This is a genomic window from Paenibacillus sp. LjRoot56 (genome assembly GCF_964253335.1).
GTDB lineage: Bacteria > Bacillota > Bacilli > Paenibacillales > NBRC-103111 > Paenibacillus_E > Paenibacillus_E allorhizoplanae.
Genome location: NZ_CAXURV020000005.1, coordinates 146,810 through 171,790 on the forward strand (window position 1 = coordinate 146,810; position 24,981 = coordinate 171,790).

A 24,981-nucleotide genomic window follows, 5' to 3' on the forward strand; every position below is an offset into this window, starting at 1 on the left:
TCTCAAATATTACATATATTACCTACATTATAGAACGATTCTCCCAATAATTTCTATCCATTTATTGACAATGAGGGGGTTCTCGCATGCAAAAATGACACATTTAGGTATAAAGTAGTGTTAGGTTATTCAAAATGGGAAGTGTAATGACAGCAATCGCTAATTTTCGACTTTCTTATTGATAAAATTTTAGAAAGTTTTAATTTGATTTTTATGTATTCGTGTTAAGCTACCAAAGTCTCTATGTATGGCATAAGAGAGGGCGGCAGAGGTAATGAGCAATGAAATAGGTTCAGATTATTTCAATCATTCAAAAGTACCCAAAGCGATACTCGCACGTCAAATCATCGAGCAGGCATGGGATTTGTATTGTCAGTTGGATGCGCATGGCAATTTGATTTATGCTTCTAGCCGATTTCACGAAATATTGGGATCTGAGCCTGTTCATATTGAGCAATTTATCGAGGCGGTTGATGTGGAGTTTCGCCTAGATGTGTATAAATTGTTTGTGCATACCTTGCAAACGAAGACGAGCAGCAAACTTGAGTTTCGTGTGAGAGGGGCGGGTGAGGCTTACCTATGGTTGGAGTGTATAGCGATCCCTTTTTGTGATGAAAAGGGTGAGTTGATTGAGATTGCATTTGCACTTCAAGATCGTACACAGCACAAAAATCAAGAGAGTCACCTTATTGCGATGGCTTTCCATGACCCGCTGACAGGTTTGCCGAATCGTCGATTGTTTAAGGAACATGTGCATCAACTTCTGAAACTGGCTAAACGAACGGATCGTATGTTTGCACTCCTTTATGTAGATATCGATGATTTTAAAATCATTAATGATACGATGGGACATGATGTTGGGGATGCATTTCTGCAGGAATTCGTCGAACGGGTACAGAGCTGCCTACGAGAATTTGATATGTTTGCCCGAATGGGGGGAGATGAGTTCACCATTCTATTACCGGCCGTGGACTGCCAGGAGCATGTAGAAGGAATCGCTAGGCGTATTTTAGCGAGTGTCGAGCAAACATGGGAAGTACAGGGGCACGCTTTTCGATCAACGGTTAGTATGGGCATTACAATGTATCGTTCCGATCATACGGATGTCATCCAAATGATGAAGGAAGTCGATATCGCCTTATATCAAGTGAAGGGCAAGGGGCGAAATCACTATCGATTTTATAGTCATGGGTAATCTGCTATGAAGATGGACACACGCTATGAAATGAGCGCTCACACATATTTGAAAACCGTTATGGCAGGGTTTTATCCCTTGGATGTAACGGTTTTTTGGCGTATCCCCCTTATGTTCCCGGTGTTTTGAAATAAGTTATTCCGGGAACTAAGAGTTTAATTCGGTGGTGATGGAGTTGGATGAGAAGTTCCCTCTATTCTTTCTCAAGCAAGAAATTTCGTATTGCTACGTAATTGAAATTGACAGCCATGTCAGAGAGATTCCCCTTTTTGTTCATCCAGTGTGCCAAAGCGGTGAGCTGCCATTCTATTTTATCTCTGGTTCCCAGGATCCAATCGTCGACGTAGCCTGATAGAAGATGTTGCGGAAGGTTTTCCCATATCTGAAGGATGCAAGCGACCTTCACTTCCTCATTCTGCTCGGCCATCGCTTCTTTTAGGTTATGTATCAAATCGAGCAAATCGCAACGTATATTCCCTTGTAGGGTTACATGCTCGCGGTCGATCCGCAGAAACTCATTGCCTTCTGAATGCTGCTCAAGTAATGATTTCAAATGATTCAAACAGACTCGTAAATAATTTTGTGCTTTCTTCAGTTCGTAATTCGGCCATAAATCGTCGTACATTTGTTGCCGCGTTGCATTGGGGAAGAGCAACAAATACAGCAATAGTTGCTTGGCGAACCGTTTATTCCAGCCAGTAGGAAGCTCAACACCATTTACACAAATCCGGAACGAATGCAGAAACTGAATATTCAATTCCTGCCGATTATGTAAAAGATGTTGTCCCGATTGAATGACTTTATGTAAGGAAATGGTGGTATCTGGCATCGTATTGTCAGTATCGATCGCATTGGAAGACAATGTGTCGATATGTTTACAAACCCAATAAGCTGTCCACTTGGGCTGATCTAAGAAAACGAGGTTAGCGGCGCCAGGAATGACCTGGAAGCGTCCTTGTGGAATATAGCTGGCACTTATAGCAGAGAGCACAGGTGTATAAACGGGGTCCTGCTCCCCTCCCAAAAGGATGGTTGGTGTATTCAAACTCTTTAAATCAGCAATCGTATCGTTGTCACGGAACAACTGTAAGAGTTTGAGATAGTTCCCTGTATGGACACTTTGATAGGCTTGAGAGATACGAGATCTTATTTCATTGGATTCATGCTGAACCGTCAATGAAGGCAGGATATGCGTAATAAAACTCGTGCGATCACTGCTTAGCATAAGTTTTATTCTATCTTCAATCCCTTGTTTCAAATATTCAGATGGAATAAATCCCGGCAAGGAGAGCAAACTGAGCGATTGTATACGTGAGGGGACTCGTAAAGCTGCTTTAACAGCGAGATTGGCTCCAAGTCCATGGCCGATGAGATGAACGTTGTTTAATCGGTTCTTATCCAAAAAAAAGACGAATTGGTCGCATATATCAGTCCAATTGATAGGGAGTGGATGTACATGCTCATTCCCGTGACCTGGCAAGTCATAGGTGATTACGTAATATGAATCATACAAATAGGGCGTCAAAGTTTCCCATAAGTTGCTATTCAGTCCTAATCCATGAATAAGTATGATAGTTTGCTTCGGTCCTTCTAGTCTGCTAGAAGGGGATTTGGCATCGAAAAAATCATGAATAAGACGCATGACAAACTCCTTACTGTGTCTAAAGTGCTAGCGTGTAATGCTATTGTAATTCCTTATTTAGTAAGATGGAAGTCGAAATACTAGAAAATTTGTCAAATTATGTACAAGGAGGAAGAGTGGGGAATGAGTAAAAAGACGTCATTACGTTGGTTACAGCTTGCGCTTGCCGTTATATTGTTGTTCGGCAGCAGTGTACCAGCGTTTGCAGAAGTTCAGGAAGTCAATGGTCTAATTGCCCAAGTTGAAAATGACACGGGTGCACCTATGCAAGATGGAGAGGTGAATCTCTATGCTTACATGCACTATTCTTCAAACGGGGAACAGCAGTATTATACGAACCAGGCATTCACGACCAAGGTTCGTAATGGGGAGTTCTTCATCCCGAATTCTTTTATTTTGCAAGGGAAGCAGTACGAGCTTCAAGTGAGAGGAAGCACTTCTACTGGTGAAGCCATTGTTTACCACTATAGCTTTACAGGTGGAGATATAAGTAACTTGAATTTCGGCAAAGATCAATTAAGAAGACTGACCTTCACGCATGATAAGACCGCATCAGGCTACTTACTGTTGATGCCCACAGATATTTATGGCAAGACAGATCGGGTATCCTACCCTATGTATACCCGTCAATTCAATGAGCAAAGACAAGTGACAGCATGGGTAGCTTCAAACGTAGCATTTAAGGCATATGCATCTCTTGTGACACAAGGTAATGCAGAAACTTATTTGCTAGAGAAAAGCATTCCTGCCGATGTGCAAAGCGGGCAATCCATTTCTTTCGGCGGTGAGACGGTCAAGGTTACACCACCGACGGGTTATAATAACTCAGGGGTAGCACTTGGATTGCAAAACATAGGATCAGAATTTCAGGGTCAAGTAGGTTATGTCAGCAGAGGCATGTTAGGCAGCGTAAATTTCAGTGTCTTAAAAGATAATACGAGATATATTTTTTCGAGAGGCAATATGTCTTTTACTGAAGACGTGACGCTACAACTGGACAGTGCATTTCAAGGGACAGTTTCCTATGTGAACAGCACTGGAAATGGCGGGTATTACACATATGCTTATTACTTTGATAGATACAACAATCAATTGCAATTCGTAGATACTGTATCAACGGGTGCTTTTAGCACGTCTATGCAAGAGACGGGATTATGGAATGAGACGTTAGGTACGAACGGAACACCGGTTCGATCTTCGCTCAACAGTGAAGGGACTGGCATCGATCCAGCTGGTGGCGTACAAGCGCTTAATTGGGATGACCCTGCATTGGAGTATCAGCTTAGCCAGAATGGCACATTACTGAAAACTATTTCAGGAATGAGACAGATCTCATATCCGATTCAAATTAATAATGTTTCTCAAGGCACTTATCGTCTTAAATTGAATAGGCAGTTGTTTCCTACCAATGTCGTGACTTTATCCTTGGATCAGTCCATTCAGATTGGACAGAACAACAGTTCAAAGTCGATTGGTGTTCAACTACCTTCTGGTTATTCAACCAGTAATTTAACTAGAGCAGCAATTTTTGAACTCGACGGCAACCGTGTGACAGCTAGTAACACGATGTCTGGCGGCAGTCTTGAATTCTATAAAGAGATTAATCCTCAACGGCAATATCGAATAGTGGCTGCATATCTACTTTCGAGTACGACAGGGAGTCCAACTGCCAGTTATCTGGTAGACCAAACTTTCACAGGCGAACAAATGCAGAATCTTCAATCGCTGCCGCTGCAAAGCGGACTAGTTCGGACGGTATTCTCCCTGGAGGGAACATCGATTACCCGAATGGCAAATGTGTTATTATCTCTAGCCATACCAGCTTTGAATGACCAGTTATCATTCTCAGCGCCAGGTGTATTATTAAGTGCGCCAATTACGTTGGATGCATCCCTTGTTGGTACAGATGGCTCAACGAATGCGTATCATTACAATAAGTCGGTTACGATTCCAGCACAAGAGCAGAACATCGTAAGTTTCGCTGAGTTGGCGAACAGCCTCATTACAGTGGAATTGAAGAACGGTCAAACTAACGTTCCTTTCGAAATGGTCAGTGTGCTTAAATCCAATTATTCCTACTCGTCTGGCGTACCATCCAGCAGTATAACTGAAGAGAATGCGTTAACGAAATTGTATACAACGCCAGGGGAATATCGCTTCCAGTTTTCTCAGATTAAGAAAGCGGACTATGAAACACCGTGGCGCTACATATGGAGTTCAGAACGAAGAGTTTACTCAGAAGCTACGAGCTTAAGTTTTAATGATGATATTCAAGGCGTATTCGGTCCAATTCAGGCATATGACTATACGAATCCTGATCGGACGTTACTTTACACATCAGCCATCATCAAAGCTGGCGATTTGAGTCTTAATCAAGTGTTCGTCAAGCAAGGCAAGAATTATCAAACGTTTAGCACTGCAATTATAGGGAAAGGTCCTTATGATGACGGAGGGTACAGCTATTATAATTCCGTCCCTGGGACGCTTACAGTCAAAGATCAGAGCGGCAATGTTGTGATAAAATCGGATTCTTCTTATTCGGATTCGGTTTATGCAGAGGTTCCGAACAAAAACGGCAATTATCTGTTAACCTACCAATTACCGATTGGACCTGGACAAGAAATTGTAATTTCTCAGTCTTATCCTGCAGGAGATCCGAACGCTCCTCCGGGCAAGCCGGATCCGAAAGCAACTTTCGCTGGCCAAGGGCTTAAGCTGACTTGGGATGCTGTTTCCGGAGCGTCGTATTACGACGTCTATGCGGCAGAGCAAGGTCAAACGTTGGTCAAAATCAAAGGCAATGTTACGGGGACTTCCTTCACTTATTCAGAAGCCCAACCTGGCAAGATCTACGATCTTAAGGTTGTTGCAGTAAATAGTAAGGGCATTAGCACGGAATCCAGCATTATTCACTTCACTGTTCCAGCATTTGCTGTGTCACAACTGGATGTGAAAACATCCACAGTTCAAAGCTCAGCTGGACTTCTCAAAATTGGCAGTCAAATGCCTATCGAACTGACTGGATCCATCGGAGATGGAATTAGCGCGAAAGCGGTTGTTTCTTTCAAGAAAGGTACGGGTACAGAGGTGTTCACGGAGGAGGTCGTTCTCACTCCTGGGCAAGGCAAGTACCTAGGTACATTCGAGATTAAAGAAGGTGTGACCGAGATTGTTTCGGTTAAAGCTTATTTGACGAGAGACGGAACGAACTCGGATGAGAAGAAAGTAGAGTTGAACAAGAAAATCGGCGCAACGCTGGCAGGTACCATTAAGCAGCGCGATGCAGCTGTCACAGACAAACCGGCTATAGAATTTATCATTGACGGCCAATACGTGAGAGTAAATGCCGATGCGGACGGCAACTTTACGGCAGCAGGTCTGCCGGGCGGTTCCGTTAAAATCAATGTGATTGGCACAGGTACAGACCGCTACACAGATGTGGTTCAGGGAATTACAACTGAACTCGGTGTCAAACAGACGGGTATTATTGTTAAATTACCAGTGCTGCAGAACGTGAAGCTTCGTTTGCTAGAAGAAGGAACGCAGGTACCTGTAGCCAGATCGCTGCACGTTTCGATCACAGGTTCTGTCAACAAAGAAGGGTATATCGGACAGGACGGTTACTTCGTGACCTACTCTGGTGAATCGGAGCTTAAGCGATTAAAGCCAGGCAGTTATACCATTTCCATTATGGGCGATAGCTTATATGAAGAAACGAAAACGACATTTAACGTAGATGAAGTTTCCAATTACGTAACAAATCCGGTAACGATCTCAGTTGCCAAAAAGATCAAGGGAATTGCCAATGTGACGTTAAAGCTCTTCATGCCAGAGGGTGCTGAAACGAGTCAGTTGGAATCTTATTATCTTTACAGTTCCTCAGCTTCTCAGTCATTCGGTTGGGAGTCAGGCTATCTCTACGGCTACAATCAATCTATGACTGTATCGGAACGTGTCTATGTGCCGAATCCATTGCTTGTGCTGGAAGGTGCAGATCCAACGGTTACTCAGAAAGTATACGGATATTATGGCACTCTTTCGCTTCCTGGGATTGCGGCTGCAAATGACTACACATTTAACGTTTCCGTACCTGGCCTTCAACCTGTGAACAAGTCCCAAGTAACTGTTGTTACAGGAACTTCGACGTTTGAGGTTGCGCTTCAGCCTTCGGTTGTGTATACCGGTCGGATCGTAGATGAAGCTGGACGCCCAGTCGTGGGTGCTGATGTATCTGCGTATGCAGGATCATCTTACGCGTATGCGCGTACGGATGCGGACGGAAACTACAGACTTGATCGATTAGGTGAAGCGAGTCAAATTCAGATTTCGGTGCATGCTATTGGATTTACGGATAATATGGTGGTTCAGCAGGTGACTGATCATCAAATTCCGGTGATAACGCTTGAAAATGATCAATTCATTCACGGTAAGGTTGTTGATAAAAATAATCAACCGCTGAAATATGTGAGTGTATATGCAAGCAACAGCAAGAACAGCGGATGGGCAAGAACAGATGCCGATGGTTATTTCAAAATTCGTGGATTGTCCGCAGGAACCTACAAATTCACTGCGTCATTGTACGGTTACCCGAGCTATGAGAATAATCTCGCAACTAGCGCAGATCAACGAACCATCGTTCTACAGTCACAAGGTGGACACTTCTTCGGAGAAGGGAATAGCTTTGCTCCGTCTGTGGCTACAGTTATTTTAGGAAAAGAATTTAGCTATAGTTTGAAATATAAAAATAATGGTACAACGCCATCCAGCAGCACGATATGGCAGTTTGAACTGCCGACCAATGTGAAGTTGGTCAATGGTTCTGTTGAATTGAATGGCAAAATAGTAAATGTAACGGCTACAAACGGCGTACTTCAAATTCCAGCCGGAGATGTTATTGTGGGGGGAAGCGGTGAAATCAGCTTTAAGGCTATCGTCGATCAAGCGGATGAAGCTTCGATTCGTACAACTGCTTACCCAGTCATTAACGGGAACAAAGAAGAGCCAACACAGATCGCTACTTCAAATGTATTGTACGTGACTTTGAATGCACCGGCAGTAACTGGGGATAAAAAGATCAAAGTATACGGGTCGACAAAACCAGGTTCTACAGTGGAAATTTTTGCTGGTTCCATGAGTCTGGGACGTGTGACAGCAGAAGGCCGTTGGTGGTACGCGGATGTTGTATTGCCAGTAGCCGATGGTGCGGATGAAGCTGAGCTTCGACTGACTGCGCAAGTTGTAGAAAATAATCAAAGCCAATCTTCGGAAGCTGTGAATGTGAAGTATAAGTCTGGCGTACCTGGGATTGATGAGGCTAGAATTACAGCAGGTTGGAACGTAGATGTGAAGTTGAATCCGAAAGTTTCAGTAGCTACATTCGCGGTTACGGAGAAAACGCCGATTTCAACAAAGGTTGTATTTAAAGAGGCTGTCAATGAGGCGTCCATTTCCTTTATCGGAAGCACGTATCCATTGACCAAATCTAGTGATGGGAAAACCTTTACAGGCGAAGTGCCTTATGGATGGAGCTCATACGGTGAGCAAATGCTTACGCTCACTTATGTTAAGAATGGGCTAAGTGTTACTGTGCCACTGATGGAAGTTATCGTGCTCATCGATCCATCTGGTTATGTATTCGAAGGTAGTATGGATAACCGTGTCTCTGGTGTGACAGCTGTCGTTCAACAGGAAAATCAAAATCAATGGACTAGCTGGGATGCAGACAATTATGGTCAAATCAATCCGCAAACCACGGATGTTGAAGGCCGTTACGGTTGGGATGTCCTACAAGGCAACTGGCGTGTATTGTTTAGCAAAGAAGGCTATGAAGACTATACTTCCCGGATCGTAGTGGTGCCTCCAGCGGAAACGCAGTTGAATGTACCGCTAGTACGTACAACAACGCCAGAGATCGCATCTATTACACCTGCGAACAATGCGCAGGATGTTAATGTAAGCTCGAATGTGGATATTGTCTTTGATCGCCCAATGGATGAAACGAGTTTGAATGCGGATGTTATTCAGCTTGTGAAGGTTGAGGGAGTGCAAGAGACAGCGATTGATGTTACGTTTGAGTATCAGCACATGAAGGGCTACAAAGAAGATCTATCATTGCGAGATGCCCAACTTCTGGATGGCAATAACCAGAGTGGTTGGTTTATCGAAGATGATTCGAAGAAATTAAGTAAGAAGCTGACGCTGAAACCGCGGACTGCTCTTGCGTCAGGTTCGACATATAAAGTTAACGTTAAAGGCAACTTGCTTGACTATAGCGGCAGCAACGTACTCGTGGCTGACAGAAGCTTGACGTTTAAGACAGCAACTTCAAAAACGTCAGCTCAAACTGGCGGTGGTGGCGGTAATTTTGTTGCTTCAAATGAAGTGGAACTGGATTTCGTTATGTTAACCAAATCCGTGGCTAACAATGAAGTCATTGTACCGCTGGCTGACAAACAAGATACACTTCTCGTTAAAGGGAATGTATGGAACGCCATTCAATCCAAAGGCTACATCGTGAAACTGCAGCATAACGATGCTGAGGTCACGATTCCTGCCAAGTCTTTTGCCTTAAAAGACGACGAGACATTGGAGCTAGTATTGCAACCGAGCAATGCGATTTATCCTATTGGCTATACAGCTTCAAGCCAAACGCTTCAAGTTAGCTTGGGCAAGAAGAATAACGGTAAAAAAGAGGAGCTTACAGCTGCTGAGTCATTGATCTTGAGGCTTTCAGCAACGCCTTCGAATGAACCTGAGTTGCTAGGCGCATACGAATTCGTTAAGGGTACGCCACATTACCTTGGTAGAGAAATCAATGTATTCTTCTCTGCATCAGGAACATTTGGGCTGGCTAAATTCGAACGTAAATTTATGGATGTGGATAACCACTGGGCAAAACAAGATATTCAATATTTAGTGTCCCATCATATCGTTGATGGTACCACGGATACGGAATTTGATCCTGCAGGTACAACGACACGTGGGCAAATTGCCAAATTGTTTGCACAAATGCTGCAATTAAAGAATTCAGATACAGCATCCTCCTTCGCAGATGTGCCAGCAGATGCCTGGTATGCGGATGCAGTAGCTGCTGTAGAGAAAGCAGGTATCTTCCAAGGAGCAGATGGACAATTCCGTCCTGATGCGGCAATCAGCCGACAAGAGCTGGCTGTTGTGATTTCACGTTTAGTGAAGCAAGCCGATCAGGCGGTTAACAAAACATTTGCGGATCAATCGCAGATTGCGGATTGGGCAAAAGCAGGTGTGAACGTAGCTGTGAAGCTGGGTATTATCCAAGGGGATGATACTGGCAAATTCCTGCCGCAAGCTAACGCAACCCGCGCAGAGGCAGCGGCTATGATTCATCGTCTAATCCAAGCTTTAGACAAAGAATAGTAAGATCTAGCGGTGAATAACCGTTAGATTTTGACCGTTACGGCAGCGTGCAAGCACGCAGCTGTAGCGGTTTTTTTACGTATCCCCAGTATTTACTCGTAGCGATTTTGGTAGCTTTCTAGGATGATAGAAGGAATCATAACGAATCGAATAGGGGATGAGACAAGGTGAAATCCAAACGTGGATGGCGAAGGCTTGTTGTGGCCCTAGTCGTCGTCGGTGCGATGTGTCAGGTTACGTTCGTATACAAGAATGATGTTTTAGCAGGGGCTACGGTGGCTCAGGGGAAGTTCAATATGTCCTACTTATTCAGCGGAGCACCTAGTACGTATACGTCACAAGTCAATAAGAGCGGAGATACCTTAGATGTGGTGTCGCCGAGTTATTATCATATTAACGAAGATGGTAGTTTAGAGGTTACAGATCTGCAGGCTTCCTTCATAACGGAGATGCACAGGCAAGGGAAGAGAGTTGTCCCCTTTCTAAGTAACGATTTTGACCGAACGATTGGTGGAAAAGCGATCGATGAACGCGAAACTCTAGTTAAAGAACTTGTGGCAAGTATCAAAGCTAATCAGCTAGACGGCATCCAGTTAGATATTGAAAATGTAGGAGCGGAATACCGAGACAAGTATACCGATTTCGTTAAAAAGCTGCGCGCGGAGCTGCCGAGTACGATGGAAGTTTCTGTAGCGGTGGCTGCGAATCCAACAGGTTCTACGACGAATTGGATCGGTCTGTATGACTATAAAGCTTTGGCGGCTGTCAGTGATTATCTAATGGTCATGACCTATGATGAGAGCTATCCTGGCGATCCTACGCCGGGTCCTGTTGCTAGCTTGCCCTTTGTTGAGAAATCCATTCAGTATGCGTTGTCTCAAGCTCCAGCGAATAAAATCGTATTGGGCATGCCATTATATGGCCGCTATTGGAACCAAGATTCTGCATCCGATGGGGCAGGGATCGCTGCTAAGAGTGTTCAAAAGCTAGTAGATCAATATCGAGGGACAATCCGTTATGATGCAGCAAGCCAGTCACCCGTTGCTACATTTACGATCCTATCAACAGATGCGAAAGCAACTGTGAACGGTAATGAGTTAGCAGCCGGTACTTACACGGTTTGGTTCGATAACGAGCAATCTATGAAAGCGAAGCTGAAGTTAGTGGGAAAATATGGGTTAAAAGGAACAGGCAGCTGGAGTTTGAATCAGGAAGCTGATGATACTTGGAGCTATTACCAGCTATGGGCAGATGGTTTTTACTTCACCGATATGCAAAAGCACTGGGCGCAGGCCGACGTCCTGAACGCAGCGAATCGCGGCTGGATGCTCGGCACAGCCGCAGACACGTTCGCGCCCGACGCGGCGCTCACAAGGGCTGAAGCCGCGACGATTATCGTGCGCGCTCTTGGACTAGAGAGCGCGGCAGCCTCCAGTGCCGCGTTCAAGGATGTGCCTGCGACCCACTGGGCGTCGCAGGCGATCGGGATCGCGCAGCAGCACGGGCTGATGCAGGGCATCAGCAACGATCGCTTCGCGCCCGATCAGAGCATGACGCGGGAGCAGATGAGTGTGCTGCTCTCCCGCGCGTTAAAGCTGACCACGCCGGGTAGCGGCGTGGCGAAGACGTTCACGGACGTGCCAGCGGATAGCTGGTCGGCAGAGGCTATTGCTGCGATGAGCAGCAGGGGCCTTGTCGACGGCTTCGAAGGCGGCACGTTCCGCCCGCTCGCATCCTTGACGCGAGCGCAGATGGCTGCACTGCTGAGCCGCGCGCAGCCGCTGCTTATGCCGTAAGTAGAAGAGGGTCCCAAGCCATGTGATATGGCTGGGACCCTCTTTGTGCGATATTTTGCGATAATCACCTGTTCAAGATGTGTTCGTGGTGTGAATACAACTGCGAAAGAGCTTGCAAAAGTGCAAAAGTGCAACCTTTTTGTTCGAATCAGCTTCTCGATACAGAAATAATTGCGAAAAAGCAACTATTTCTGTCTGCGCCCACCATTTTTGTAGCTTTAGGCGCTAAAGGATGCCTTTTTGCACTTATTCCTCTTGTTGAGTTGTTTACGCCAAAAATAAGTGTCTTTTCACATCTTTGACCTCTACGCTTACTCAATCTATTCGCCTTTGTTAGGATGTTTGCGCCACTTAGCGCCATTTTCAATCCTTACGTTGGTTTCCTTACGTTGGTTTAGATTGCTGCTGTTGGGTAACGAATACAATACGTGGCGGTTTGTTCTCAGCAGTTTCTTTCGGCTTCGTTGGGATATCGCCAATTGTGTCATCTGTCCCTGTATGCACAAACGTCTGTTGTCCCTTGGGACCAGGTTTATTGGTCACGAATTGACGTATGTTTTTGATGCGGGTTTCCGAGCTCGTTACACGATTGCTGCCAATTTGAAAAAGAGATGAAGCCGCAACTCCGAGAATACGGATGTTACGAACCGTTATATAACTCCCTAAGTTATCCACACACATTGTGAAAGGTTCGGGAGGCTGAGGGATAGGAAAAGGTCTTTGGTAGAAAGGGTAAGCCGCGAAGCTGCCCTCATTCCCATAATAAATAGGCACTTCACGCTGGACAGCAAAAACTCGGTTCTGCAAGGCAGTATACACATTATCACCTGTTTGCATCGTGCTTGCTGAGCCTATGCTATTAATATAGATGTTGCCAACAATCGATAGTCGAACCATCGATTAGCCCTCCGAAGCAAGTGGAACGAAAGGGGCGATGATGACCGATTCCGGTGGCGTGTCAAACATGGAGGATAAGGAGATGACCTCTGTATCCCCGATCAGGAAAACGGACGCACTGGATACCCCAACGATACGGACATCGCCAACACAGATTTGTTTGTTTTCAACATGTAAATTAAACATCTTTAGCCCTTCTCTCCCTTAAAATAGTTGATCTAGTTGGAACCATTTACTTGGGCAGACTGGATATGTAAGTCTCTATTGCTGTAAGGATGTCTTGCTTCGTTTTGTCCATAATATTGTTGGTTACAGCCTCCAAAGGTTCTTTGAACCCAACGCCGCGGTATTGATTCACATAATGTTGGATACGTGTATCCAGTTGCTTGCGAATATCTTCGATAATCAAATCTTTGTAATCCTCATCGAGTGGATGCTGATATTTATGTTCAAGGTTGTTAATATCGCCCTGTACGCCAAACCGCAAATACTGTTCAATGCCGCTAGCGACATCCGCTTGAATGTCTTTTCCTTGCTTTGCAGCTTCTCCGCGCACTGCCTCTTGACCCGTGCCGATCCCGCCGCTTGGTCCTGTCCCCTGATATTGCCCGCCCTGGTAAAAAGGATTCATATCCATAGGAGCCATACCGCCACCGTTACTTTCTTTGTTCAAGGAATTACCGTTCACACTGAGATCCTCAATTTGATCTATTGCGCTAGGACTGATTCCGATCGTTAGCGTCCCGTCTAGCTTTTCAACCTTAAGCTGATCAAAATTATATTCTATTTTATCAATGTGAATGCGCTTCTCGTCCTTCATGGCTTTCAGATCCGCCTGCAGCTTGTTTACGGTTTGCTCTAACTTATCGATGCGCTGTTTCTGCATTTCTAGACAAGCGGTGATCTGCTGGGCCCATTGCTGCCACGTGATCGCGTTATTCATTCGGACATGCACCTCCTTCCGGATTACTCCGATATTCAAAGGACTGCCTGGCTAATCTTGAAGCGCAGTAAGTAAGATTTGCTTAGCGTTATGTCGGTGCCGGCAGAGGAACAAGGGTTACAGGATTAACCTCACTTGTTCCAAGCTCCGGAGCAGGCTCTACGAAACCGCCTGTATTGTACAGATTGGACAAGGAACGAATCGATCCCGCTGTGCCAATTTGGAGGACGGATGAGTTGGCGACAGAGTTTACTTTTAGCTGCTGAATCATAATGGTTTGATGGATGGTCCAGTTCATACGCTGTGGAACACCTCGCTCTAGGCTGACAATTGTCAGAGGATATTGCCGCTCGCATTCGCATCGATAAAGTCAGAATCATTGGTGACCGTCGTACTGTACGTATTATAGACACGCGGAAAATCCCCGGTGTTAAATGAACCGGCTCCAGCGAAAGTCTTGGAGGAGCTAGTAGGTGAAATAATAAAGGAATCGCCGAAATGAACGACAGAGCTGGAGCCGACACTAATAATTTTCACATTCCCGACGATAGCTGGCATAATCCGATCCCCCTTGCGTTATCACACCTACAGTATATGAGGTATCCGCCTAGAGGTGCTCTGAATTTTCGGGAGGGTGTCACATCGGGAGGTAGGCACATATACTGTTAGCAAAATGAGGTGATAGGCTTGAGCGGATTTAATCGCCATCCTTGGCTGAAGTGGGAACAGGTTGAGAAGTTTCTTGGACAAAAGCTGCCATTCGCCGAAAAAGGGCAGACCTTTCTAGATAATATGACGTGGGCTGAAGGATATGTACAGGACATGCTGAAAAAAGCGATGCCAGGCATGGATGCCAACATTTCATCCTCTGGAACCATCGGTACAGAAATTTTTGAGACGCATGAGCACGTCATTGTTAAGGTGAAAATTGCAAAGGAAGAAGATCCAAGAGCGCTCCAAGTGTTCGTCAAATCGAATCAAATTAAGCTGACAGGCTTTACGAATGGTAAGAACCGCATTATCAAAGTGCCAACGCTGGTGCTGCCGAGAACTGCCAATGTCACCTATAAGCAGCGAGTATTGGAGATCAAGATTCGCAAGCGAGGGTTGAAGGAGAGCTATCATGAGGCGTATATCCGGTACTAGTCACCGCGCTGTAACCAAAAGAACCCCCTTAGGCCATATGGCTGAGGGGGTTCTTTTGGTTTTGGCAGGGAGGAGGAGCGGCCGCCACAACAGGCAAGAAACGCTTATTTTACTAGGTCGTACAAATTGCTCAACTCCCACCAACTCCACAGCACAACACACAGCACAACACACAGCACAACACACAGCACAACACACAGCACAACACACAGCACAACACACAGCACACCAATCTCCACATCAGCTCTCGTAGCACGCACACCGCACGATTACAGTCCGGCGCCACTCCCCCCTCCACAAATTAGATGTATTTCCTGTCGTTATTTCCCGCAGAAAACAGGCCGAAAATGAAAACAAATGGATTATATGCAGCTAATTTCAGCGTTTCCTCACCAATTCGCCCAAATAGCCAATATTAACGGCAGAAAATCCAGCTATTTTGTTTTATCACGCAAAAAGAGCCGAATTAGATGGAGGTTTTCCATCTAGTTCGACTCTCGGTTATCCGACTCTCGTTTATTTGCTAGTTAAGCAGTGGCTGCCGTTAACCTACTACAGCACGCGACGTGCTGTCATATAGCGGGAAGCCCACGTACCGCTGTTCATGTTGGTGATACGAACGCCGCCAGCGCCGTAGGTTTGAAGGATTTTGTTATTGCCCATGTAGATTGCAACGTGGTGAATCACACCTGGCTTACCTGGGATCGAGTAGAACACCAAATCGCCAACGCGCAGATTGCCACGAGATACATACTTACCTACACGTGCTTGTTGTTGAGATGTACGCGGCAGGCTAACGCCTACTTTTTTAAATACATATTGTGTGAAGGAAGAACAGTCAAAGTTACGTGTTTGACCTGCAGTTGCTCCGAATTTGTAAGGTGTTCCTAAATATCTTTTACCAATGGAAATGACTTGACTACCTCTGGAAGTCGATGTTGCTGACGCTGTAAGCGCTGTAGCATTGGCTACTTCTGTTGACGCGCTCGTAGCTGCTTCTGCCTTACCTGGTGTAGCTGCTGCAGCTACTGATAATCCTATTGATACGGACAATGCCGTAACGACTAATTTTTTGTACCAAGTTTTTTGTGGGTTTTTCATGGGGTTTACCTCCTTAGAGTTTTCGCTGAGTTTTCGCCAAACTATCTTGCATTGAAGATTAGATACTTCAATGAATATCCGCAAGAATCTTGGTCAGTTGACTCTTATTTGAGTAACCTTGCGATGTGGTTGTCCACCTGAGACTCAGTATACCAGATGAAAATTGCCCTATTATTTACCATGCAACCTTTTAAATCGCGCTATATCAGGGGGGAAGCCCAATTCTGAGAGAATGATGAGAATCCCCTTATAATGTTCTTATTGACAGGATTGTGGAAGCGTTACAACGGCCGTGGAGCCTAGTCCTAGACTGCTTAGGAGCTCTATGGTTCCTTGATGTTTTTGCACAATATGCTGGGCAATAGCGAGCCCAAGACCTGCTCCTCCTTGCTTACGGTTCCTAGCTTTATCAGACCGATAGAAGCGGTCAAAGACATGGGGGAGGTCCTCTTCCGCGATGCCAATACCTTGATCCATGACTTTGATAATCACCTGTTTCTCTTGCAAACAGATGCGGATATCCACGATCTTCTGGCTATATTTTAACGCGTTGTCTATTAAAATAATAAGCAACTGCCTGATCTGATAGGGATCGCCTGTCATCGGGAGTTCCTTCATATTGTGCTCGAACTGTACCCGAATATCTCGGGAAGAAGTGACGCGGAGAGACGCGGCAGTTTGCTCTACCAGTGGAATAAGGTCGAATTCTGTATTCTGCTCACAATTTGTACGGTTTGTATTCGTGAGTGAAAGCAGATTTTGCGTGAGCAGCTTCAGCTGGGCAGACTCAGATACGATGGCTTCTAGGGCCTCTTCCCGCAATTGATCATTGCTGGAAGCCCATCTCCGCAAGAGACTCGCATAGCTTTCAATAATCGTGAGCGGGGTTCGCAGCTCGTGAGAAGCATCGGCGAGGAATTGCTCCTGTTTACGAAACATATCTTGCAGCCTGTCAATCATGCGATTGAAGGTGTTGCCAAGCATCATGAGTTCATCATTAGCTTGGTTGGCAGGCAGTGTAATACGACGGAATGACCCGCTTTCCTCAATGTTTTGCATGGTAGCGATGAATTGTTTAAGCGGTCGAAACAGCACATTCGTATAAAAATAACCCCCAATCAGAGCCAATATGAGCGCACCAATGGAAGTCAGGACAAGAATCGAGATCAACATTTCGGAGTACATGCCAAGTCTTCGCAGGCTGCGTCCTATTTCTAAGAGGGCTACTTGTTTCCCGTCTTTGAACACGGGTGTCCGAACGAATAGTATGATGCCATCTGCATCAGTTAATAAGGCCTCAGACGCCTTAGTTGAATAGCTTGCTGGGTAACTGGCCAGATTCGTATCGGAATAAATCTCATGTGCGACCTTCGAGTCTGGTGTAATATATCGCAGCATTTCTTGTGGGATGAGCAGCTCATCCATTTGCATATTATCTTTCCAATACTCGGGATGGTTAGGTAGATCCTTCAGCAACAAAGCGCTGGCTTTATCCTTCAAAAGATCAATTTCACCCTTCGTTGTCACGCGGATAAACATGTAATATACAAAAGTAAAGCTGAAGAACAGGATTACCATCAAACCGATTGATACCCATAACGTAATTTTTAGTCTCAGGCTCATACAGATTCCTGCCCATCGGAGGAGGAGTTGCCTTCTGAATCCGTCTTTTCCGCCTTAATCAAATAGCCGATGCCACGGATCGTCTGAATCAGCTTGGTGGTGAAAGGCTTGTCCACTTTCTGACGTAAATAACGGATATACACATCGACAACATTCGTATCCCCAATAAAATCATAGCCCCACACTTCGGTGATAATTTGCTCACGCGACATCACCTCGTTCTGATGCTGAATCAGGAAGCGCAGCAAATCAAACTCCGTTGGCGTCAGCTCAATGGCTGTGCCCTCACGCGAGACCGCACGGCTCTTCAAATCCATCGTAAGCTCATCAATTTTCAGCAAATGATCCTGTTCGGGCACTTGCTCTTGCAGGCTCTTCTGCCGGAGTAGACTGCGAATGCGGGCTAACAGCTCTACTGTGGCAAAAGGCTTCGTGACATAGTCGTTGGCGCCCTGATCCAGCCCGCTGACACGATCAGGGATGGCGTCGCGCGCAGTCAACAGAATGACAGGCAGCGAGGCATTGACCTGTCGAAGGCGCCTAAGAACCTCAAGTCCGTTGAGCTCTGGGAGCATAACGTCAAGAAGGATGAGATCCCATCCTTCTTCGCTCAAGGCAGCTTGAAGTCCAGATCGCCCATCCCCACAAATAAGTACCTCATAGCCTTCATGCTCAAGCTCTAACTGCAGCACACGGGCAATACGTTCTTCATCTTCAATTAGCAAAATGCGGCTCATAGCGGCTCATATTCACTCCCAAAGCCACTGGATACAGGCAGCGGCGTTTATTTGTATGGATTCGGCGTCCAGAAAATCTCTTCGCATTTAATAAAAGATTGTAGAAACTCCGGTTCAACTGGAATCTGCGTACGGTAAGCAAGCAGTGCCTGCCACTTGCAATAGGCCTGAGCCAATGTCAGTGGCCGGCGGATCGGCGGCGGCCAAGGCACGTTCAACGGAACGCGATGTCCCTCTACAAGATGCGCTTCGAAAGGAAGCTCAGGCGTGATGCCGCGTGGCCATGGCCACTGAGATTCCGCACCGCTATGGATCAAATACGTGTAGACCGCACCCATATACCCAGTTTGCAGGATGGCTTCCATGACGAAAGCATGAGTCGCCCCATGGTCGAGATGGGTATCAGCGGCATCCGTGACATAGATTTCTTTGGGCTGCAGCATCGTAATCAATGCCTTCGTATCACCGAGGGCACAAGCCTTTCGATACGGTGCGGGGCAGCCGTAATACATCGAGTGAAAATCAGGCACAAGCCCGCCGTAGGTTGCCTGCCGCTGCGTAAAGCGCTGCTGAAAGGGCGGCATAGCGCCCGTAGTCGCATATACGCGGCCCAGACCGGCATCTGGATAGCCGAGGAACGTGAGATCCTGTGGGCGAAGCCCGATCAGCGCCGCGGCTGCCAGAGCCTCTTGCTGGCGTATACGCGCCAGCTCCAAGTAATGCGCTGGCCCTAGCTCTTCTGGCGGCTTACCGAATAAGAGGGTAGCCGCTTCTGGGTAGCCATCGCCATTCGTGAAGAACACGACATGAACTCTCTTGCCGCAGGCAATGGCGTCCATGATCGTGCCAGCTGTCCCTAGTATTTCATCATCAGGATGCGGGGCAAATATAAGTAAATCAACCGGATATTTCTTCAAACACAATTCCTCCCACGATTACATTAATCAATGAGATTAATGTATGTGGGCAGAAGCGGATGCGTGTTAACCCGACCTACTCCCAGCCAGGGAATAAGGGTTTTGTAGGTTCTGGAAGACGGAATCCGCCGATAAAGGCGCATCCGATCCCCCAAGCTATGATCATCCAGAGGAGAAAGACCAAAGCTTGTTTGCGGCTTCCCTGTTTCGTCCAATAGGACATTTGCTGGATGGCGATGAGGATGGATGGAATCGTAAGTGCGGTCAATTTAATCCACATTATTGACTAATCTCATCCTCTCTTAAGTAATAAGGAGCGCCTTGAACACCGATTTGATAAATATTAGCGGCAACCTTAAACTGGACGTCTACTTCAGGGAAGATAGTTTCCCAGTCCTTCTCGATTTTTTTCCACAGCTTTGGATACTTCCGATAGACAGATTGTCCGAGACCGGCATTGTCCGTCTTATAGGTCGTTTGCAGGGTGTGAAAAAGCTTCTGATATATCTTCGTAATTTGCTCTTGAAAAGATGCATTGAGCTTCTCCACAATAGCGGGATCGCTTGGATCCAGATTCGAATTATTATCCATAATACGGCCAGTTGCTGTAATATCCATAATAAAATGCGGTTGCTCACCGGAGATTTCCACTCGTTTCTTAACATTTAACGTAGTGACTCGAACAGACAATTTATTTTTCTGGTCAGGGAGAGCTATCTCCACGTCGCCGAAGGGCTTATTGCCTAACAGGCTCGTAAGCGCAACAGCTTGCATGTCGTCCACATAGCCTACCAAAGCGGTTCTATTAAACAAGGCAACGCTGTTCAATAGAATTTTACCATCTTTATCTTTGGAGAACGCAGCCGCAATGGGCTCAATACCGGTAGCGGCGGAGGAGGCATAGAAATTGCGGAGCATCGAAGGGACCACCGTTTTTCGAACAATGATTTCACGCAAGGCTTCTTCCTTTGTGGCTTCCAAGGGGTACTCCGTCTCGATTAGACTTTTCGCATCGGTATCCCGAGCAATAACAAGATAGGTGCGTAAACGATTTTTGGGATTTCTTGAAATGAAATCTAGCACAGGCGCCATGTTTTGCCGGGCTAAGGATTCTCCGACCATGAAGATCCTGCGGTGTGAAGGCAACAGATCTCTTGAAAGCTTGCGCTCTAGCTTCACGGACATAGCCTCCATATTGTCGCCATAATCGACGAGCGACATGTACGTCTTCTGTTGTGTACCACCACTTGTGGTCAATTGGCCTGCACCAATCGATTTGGGGATCGCAATTTGAACATAGCCACGGTACTTGCCTGTATCCATCATCAGATCAAATGCGGAAAGCTGCATAATGGCAATATCATTAATTTCTTTGCGGTCCCAGCACCCTGTCAACAGGATTAGAATCATCGTGTACGCCATCAGTTGATTTACTTTTCTCATCATTCGTGCCTCTTTATATCCGCCTCTGGCGGAGTAGGAACCAGATCACGGTCAAGGAGCCAATGAGGAGAACGAACTAGAAAGTCCCGCAGTCCTTTTAATCGCAAAGGTCCAATCGGAGATAGGTAGGGAACGCCAACGGAACGGATTCCCGTCAAATAGAGGGCAAGTGTAAACAGCCCCAGCAGGATTCCGACGAAGCCGAGCGTACCTGCAAGCAAGAGCAGCAGCAAGCGCATAATCCGAATGGAAAAGGTCATGTTATAGCGCGGAATCATGAAGGAAGCGATTCCCGTCACTGAAACAACGATGACCATGGGCGTAGATACGATCCCAGCCTGTACAACCGCTTGTCCGATGACGAGTGCGCCGACGATACTGACGGTTTGTCCCATGACGCGTGGTAATCGGAGTATCGCTTCCCGGAGTGCTTCAAATGTAATTTCCATGATGAGTGCCTCGACCATAGCAGGGAAAGGGGAGGCTTCACGGGCTCCTGCAACAGCAAGTAGTAAATTCGTCGGCAGCATTTCAGGATGGAAGGTTGTAATGGCCACATAAAGAGAAGGCAATAGAAGAGCCAGAATGATAGACAAAGAGCGAATAAACCGTATGAAGGTTGCACTGGTGAACATCAAGTAGTAGTCTTCGCTGGACTGAAAGGCCGACCAGAATTGAAAAGGAGCAAGTAACACGAAAGGCGTATTATTGGTGAAAATAGAGACTTTCCCTTCTAGGAGAGCGCCAGCTACCACATCGGGCCTTTCCGTGTATTCCATGGTAGGGAAAATACTAAAGGGATTATCCCGAATCATTTCTTCGATATAGCTGCTCTCCAGTACGGCATCAATACGAATAGCGGATAACCGCTTCATGATTTCATCGACAATTTCTTGATCCGCGATGCCGTCCAAATAAATGAGCCGTACCTCCGTTTGGCTGAGGGCGCCGATTTGCCAGGTTTTGATCCGCATTTTGTCTGTTTTCAAACGACGTCGCAGTAAGGCAACATTCGTTTCCAAATGCTCTGTGAAGCCCTCCCTGGGGCCGCGGACACCTGATTCTGTTTCAGGCTGCTCGATACTCCGATGTGGAAAGCAGGCCAAATTGGCCAATAGTACTTCCATCTCCCCTTGCTCAGCGATCATAACAAAGCCAATGAGCAGACTGTCGATCAACGTTTCAAAGAGATTGGTTTGTTTGACTTCCGGCGTTAGCAGGTGGGAGGAAAGCGTTCCTGTTGTTGGCTGCGCTTCAGATAAGGGTTTGGTTATCTCGCGTTCAATCCGCTCAGCGTCAACCAAGCCTGAGATGTAAGCGATAAGGGTAGAACGGATGTGTACAAAGACTAAATCTGGATCGTGATCAAGCTGCTGATTGATCTCAGCTTGCAGCTGAGCAATATCGATGGCTTCATCAACGGGTGTTTGTTGCATCCGATTTCCCTCCTTAGCTCCCTACGCTGCGTTTTTTGAATACCCCGTTCAAGATGAAAATAACCAATGGGATTACGACGAATAAAGGGAGTTCAATAATCCAAGGAACAACCTTCAGGCCTACAAAAATATGGCTGGCAATGTTTTTGGCGGTGTAGATGGAAATAAACCAAATCAGTAAAGCGACCGGTATAATAACCGCGCGATGATTTTCCGTTTTCCACTGCATGGTGATTGTTGTGCATGCCGCATAGGCGTACAGCATGATTTTGAACAAGCCGCCTGTTATGAAAGTTGTTACGACAAAGGGATCCAAATTGTCGATGAAATCGGCAATTCGGATCAACTGAAAGCTGGTGAGCAGCGGATAAAAGGAACGGTAGAACAGGTCAGGTCCCAGCGTACTAACGGCAATAAGATCAAGTACGACAAAAACTGTGCCGACTAGAAGGGAGGAGTACAGCGCAGCCTTACGAAACTTGCTAGGGCTGACAGTTAATTTCCAGAATACGGCGAAGATGATAACTTCACCGAAGGTTGTTGTTAAGCCTAGTGGGAATATCGTTACACCAATGCTTCGCCAATCCGATGCAACAGGCAGCAGCCACGAGAAGTCAATGGCATCCGAGAAGAAAAGCAAAATGAGTTGGATGCAGGTAAACAAAATAACGATGATAATACTGAGTTCAGCTAACCGAGCAATTCGTTCAATCCCGGCATAACAAGCATAAGCAACTAATAAGACAAGTAGCAGCATTAAGAACGGGGCTGGTGTACTTGGGAGTAGAAATGTGCTCATTAACTCACCTAAATCCCTTAGAATACGCCCCGATTCGTAAATAAAAGCAAAAATATAGAGAGAGGTTAACAGGTGGCCTACATACTTGCCGAAGGTTATTTGAAGCAGGGAAACCAAGGTTTCACCTGGATTGCGTTCATAAATTCGAGAAAACATCCATACGATGCCTATACCAATGGTGGCACTGAGTAGGGCAGCTAACCAAGCGTCCTGCTTAGCACCGCCAGCGAAGCCAAATACAATGGTTGTACCCAGCTGGAATAAAAACAACAGACAGAATGTTTGCCATGTCGAGAGCACTTGAATCACACTGAACCCCCCTGACGTGCTAATGATCTTACTATTTTCAAATTAGGGAAAAAATATCCTTCCTTGCCTTTAAACACCTGAAGTCATACAGAATAGATAGTGAAATCGTCCATTAGCCTAGTCCACATGACCCTATGCCGACATAAAATAACTCCATAGACGTAATGAAGGAGTAGAACCTATGAGCATATCTCCCAAAAAGAAGGTGCGCATTAAAGTCAAACACAAGGTAGTGATTTTACTCCAAGATCGTGATGCTACTGCTAAAGTTTACGTGGAAATTCTTGGGGATTTAAAATCGCGGGAAGTTATGATGGAAGCCATGAAACGCTTAGAAAATGGGTTAATCTATACGGATGAGAAATGTACAATGCTCATTGATAGTGATTATATCGAGGTGCATCCGAGAAGGAGTCTCAGTCGTAGAGAAAGGGAGGACTTCATTTTCTTAATCGATCGGGCTTACGCAGAAAACTATGTCGTTTCGGCAAAAATTATCAAGTAATGGTTTTCATGTGGTGCAAAAAACCCCTAGTCGTGCAGTCAGGAGCTAATCTTTCCTGAACTGGCGAGTAGGGGTTGTTGAGGTTAGGTTGATTATTTTTTGCTTGCAGATGGGAATGTTTCTACGGAAGTTAAACGATCGTAGAAATCAGTGAAATTATTTCTTTCAGCTGAGTCAAGCAAGGCCATTGCTGTACGAGGGTGCTCGTCTAGTGCACCAACGATCATGTATGGAATGAGGTATCCCCAATCCCATTTCTCACGCATTGTAATCATGTGCTTCTCAATGATTTCAAGAACAGGACGTACATCGTAGCGTGCACCTTTGAGGTGGCTGAGCAACAATTCAGTCGTACAGTTACCAGCAGCGCGACCCATACCGTATACGGATGAATCCAAGAAAGTTACGCCTTTGGAGGCTCCTGTGATCGTGTTAGCGAAAGCAAGCTGCATGTTGTTATGCATATGCAAGCCTAGCTCCTTCTCAGGAAGTAAGCGTTGGAATTTGGATACTAGGTAGTCAATATCTTTGCTGCCCATGCTGCCGTAAGAATCTACGACATAAACAACGTCAACTGCGCTTTTGTTGATTTCTTCAAAGGCTTCCGTTAATTCGTTCTCCATTACGTGGGAAAGCGCCATGATGTTCAGGGATGTTTCGTAACCCATGTCATGAAATTTCTGAACAAGCTCAAGACCTTTATCAACATCCTTGATGTAACAAGCAACGCGGATAAGGTCAAGTAAGCTGTCTTCACGAGGCAAAATGTCTTTCTCATCCACACGTCCGATATCAACAAGAGCGGATAGTTTTGTATCTGTTTTTTTGGTGATAACATCACGCAAGAAGGATTCGTTTAGGAATCTCCAAGGGCCGGATGATCCGCCTTTTAGTAACTTTTCTGAGTTTTTGTAACCAATTTCCATATATTCTACGCCGGCAGCGCTCAAGCCGCGATACATATCTTGGACAAACTCCACGCTAAAATCCCAATCGTTAACTAAACCGCCGTCTCGAATCGTACAATCCAAAATCTTGTGTTGATGATGCTTTACCATACTCGCAAATACCCCTTTCGACAGCTCTTGTCGCCTTCT

The 24,981-nt window shown here is 45.9% G+C and carries 20 protein-coding genes; 5 read left to right on the forward strand and 15 right to left on the reverse strand.

All coding sequences use genetic code 11. From position 1 onward, the window contains the following. The first annotated feature begins 274 nt into the window (after positions 1 to 274). The gene (locus tag ACSQ8O_RS32690; protein ID WP_436245101.1) at positions 275 to 1,195 is read left to right on the forward strand and encodes a diguanylate cyclase domain-containing protein; all 921 of its coding nucleotides are present in this window, start codon (positions 275 to 277) and stop codon (positions 1,193 to 1,195) included. A 193-nt stretch (positions 1,196 to 1,388) separates the two neighbouring features. Here the strand turns inward: ACSQ8O_RS32690 and ACSQ8O_RS32695 are convergent, their stop codons facing one another. Next, the gene (locus ACSQ8O_RS32695) at positions 1,389 to 2,837 is read right to left on the reverse strand and encodes an alpha/beta fold hydrolase (protein ID WP_436245102.1); all 1,449 of its coding nucleotides are present in this window, start codon (positions 2,835 to 2,837) and stop codon (positions 1,389 to 1,391) included. Positions 2,838 to 2,960: 123 nt separating this feature from the next. On the opposite strand from ACSQ8O_RS32695, the gene ACSQ8O_RS32700 reads away from it, so the two are divergent. After that, positions 2,961 to 10,232: an S-layer homology domain-containing protein gene (locus tag ACSQ8O_RS32700; RefSeq protein WP_436245103.1), complete on the forward strand. Its 7,272-nt coding sequence runs from the start codon at positions 2,961 to 2,963 to the stop codon at positions 10,230 to 10,232. A 167-nt stretch (positions 10,233 to 10,399) separates the two neighbouring features. Further along, on the forward strand, positions 10,400 to 12,028 hold the full coding sequence (locus ACSQ8O_RS32705; protein ID WP_436245104.1) for an S-layer homology domain-containing protein: 1,629 nt from the start codon (positions 10,400 to 10,402) through the stop codon (positions 12,026 to 12,028). A gap of 384 nt (positions 12,029 to 12,412) precedes the next feature. Here the strand turns inward: ACSQ8O_RS32705 and ACSQ8O_RS32710 are convergent, their stop codons facing one another. The 5 genes from ACSQ8O_RS32710 to ACSQ8O_RS32730 all read right to left on the reverse strand — a co-directional run bounded on the left by ACSQ8O_RS32710 (position 12,413) and on the right by ACSQ8O_RS32730 (position 14,426). After that, a complete protein-coding gene (locus ACSQ8O_RS32710) occupies positions 12,413 to 12,925 on the reverse strand; it encodes a spore germination protein GerPE (protein WP_436245105.1) in 513 nt (170 codons plus the stop codon). 3 nt (positions 12,926 to 12,928) lie between these two features. Then, complete coding sequence (locus ACSQ8O_RS32715) at positions 12,929 to 13,111, reverse strand: spore gernimation protein GerPD (RefSeq protein ID WP_236288069.1); 183 nt, start codon at positions 13,109 to 13,111, stop codon at positions 12,929 to 12,931. Positions 13,112 to 13,157: 46 nt separating this feature from the next. After that, positions 13,158 to 13,868, reverse strand: coding sequence for a spore germination protein GerPC (gerPC, locus tag ACSQ8O_RS32720; protein WP_436245106.1), 711 nt, complete (start codon positions 13,866 to 13,868; stop codon positions 13,158 to 13,160). An 88-nt stretch (positions 13,869 to 13,956) separates the two neighbouring features. Next, a complete protein-coding gene (locus ACSQ8O_RS32725; RefSeq protein WP_436245107.1) occupies positions 13,957 to 14,166 on the reverse strand; it encodes a spore germination protein GerPB in 210 nt (69 codons plus the stop codon). Between the two features lie 35 nt (positions 14,167 to 14,201). Beyond that, positions 14,202 to 14,426, reverse strand: a complete 225-nt coding sequence (locus tag ACSQ8O_RS32730) for a spore germination protein (protein WP_056610720.1) — start codon at positions 14,424 to 14,426, stop codon at positions 14,202 to 14,204. Positions 14,427 to 14,555: 129 nt separating this feature from the next. On the opposite strand from ACSQ8O_RS32730, the gene ACSQ8O_RS32735 reads away from it, so the two are divergent. After that, positions 14,556 to 15,014 (forward strand): Hsp20/alpha crystallin family protein, encoded by a 459-nt coding sequence (locus ACSQ8O_RS32735; protein WP_056610716.1) that lies wholly within the window; start codon positions 14,556 to 14,558, stop codon positions 15,012 to 15,014. 552 nt (positions 15,015 to 15,566) lie between these two features. Here ACSQ8O_RS32735 and ACSQ8O_RS32740 read toward each other — a convergent pair. From ACSQ8O_RS32740 to ACSQ8O_RS32775, 8 genes are all read right to left on the reverse strand, one after another. Further along, the gene (locus ACSQ8O_RS32740; protein ID WP_436245108.1) at positions 15,567 to 16,115 is read right to left on the reverse strand and encodes a C40 family peptidase; all 549 of its coding nucleotides are present in this window, start codon (positions 16,113 to 16,115) and stop codon (positions 15,567 to 15,569) included. 258 nt (positions 16,116 to 16,373) lie between these two features. Then, positions 16,374 to 17,738, reverse strand: coding sequence for an ATP-binding protein (locus tag ACSQ8O_RS32745; protein ID WP_436245109.1), 1,365 nt, complete (start codon positions 17,736 to 17,738; stop codon positions 16,374 to 16,376). After that, the gene (locus ACSQ8O_RS32750; protein ID WP_436245110.1) at positions 17,735 to 18,475 is read right to left on the reverse strand and encodes a response regulator transcription factor; all 741 of its coding nucleotides are present in this window, start codon (positions 18,473 to 18,475) and stop codon (positions 17,735 to 17,737) included. Before ACSQ8O_RS32750 ends, ACSQ8O_RS32745 begins: the two co-directional genes overlap by 4 nt. Before the next feature lie 47 nt (positions 18,476 to 18,522). Then, entirely contained in the window at positions 18,523 to 19,392 is an 870-nt protein-coding gene (locus ACSQ8O_RS32755; RefSeq protein ID WP_436245111.1) for a PIG-L deacetylase family protein, read from the reverse strand. 76 nt (positions 19,393 to 19,468) lie between these two features. Then, positions 19,469 to 19,672 (reverse strand): hypothetical protein, encoded by a 204-nt coding sequence (locus ACSQ8O_RS32760; protein WP_436245112.1) that lies wholly within the window; start codon positions 19,670 to 19,672, stop codon positions 19,469 to 19,471. Then, positions 19,672 to 20,838 (reverse strand): Ger(x)C family spore germination protein, encoded by a 1,167-nt coding sequence (locus ACSQ8O_RS32765; protein ID WP_436245113.1) that lies wholly within the window; start codon positions 20,836 to 20,838, stop codon positions 19,672 to 19,674. The genes ACSQ8O_RS32760 and ACSQ8O_RS32765 overlap by 1 nt, the downstream gene beginning before the upstream one ends. After that, positions 20,835 to 22,271, reverse strand: coding sequence for a spore germination protein (locus ACSQ8O_RS32770; RefSeq protein ID WP_436245114.1), 1,437 nt, complete (start codon positions 22,269 to 22,271; stop codon positions 20,835 to 20,837). Before ACSQ8O_RS32770 ends, ACSQ8O_RS32765 begins: the two co-directional genes overlap by 4 nt. 13 nt (positions 22,272 to 22,284) lie before the next feature. Continuing rightward, positions 22,285 to 23,379 carry a GerAB/ArcD/ProY family transporter gene (locus ACSQ8O_RS32775; RefSeq protein ID WP_436245115.1) on the reverse strand — a complete coding sequence of 365 codons (1,095 nt, stop codon included), beginning with the start codon at positions 23,377 to 23,379 and terminating at the stop codon, positions 22,285 to 22,287. A gap of 181 nt (positions 23,380 to 23,560) precedes the next feature. On the opposite strand from ACSQ8O_RS32775, the gene ACSQ8O_RS32780 reads away from it, so the two are divergent. Continuing rightward, positions 23,561 to 23,884 (forward strand): hypothetical protein, encoded by a 324-nt coding sequence (locus tag ACSQ8O_RS32780; protein WP_436245116.1) that lies wholly within the window; start codon positions 23,561 to 23,563, stop codon positions 23,882 to 23,884. 92 nt (positions 23,885 to 23,976) lie between these two features. Here the strand turns inward: ACSQ8O_RS32780 and ACSQ8O_RS32785 are convergent, their stop codons facing one another. Beyond that, the gene (locus ACSQ8O_RS32785) at positions 23,977 to 24,942 is read right to left on the reverse strand and encodes an aldolase catalytic domain-containing protein (protein WP_056610687.1); all 966 of its coding nucleotides are present in this window, start codon (positions 24,940 to 24,942) and stop codon (positions 23,977 to 23,979) included. Between the last annotated feature and the right edge of the window lie 39 nt (positions 24,943 to 24,981).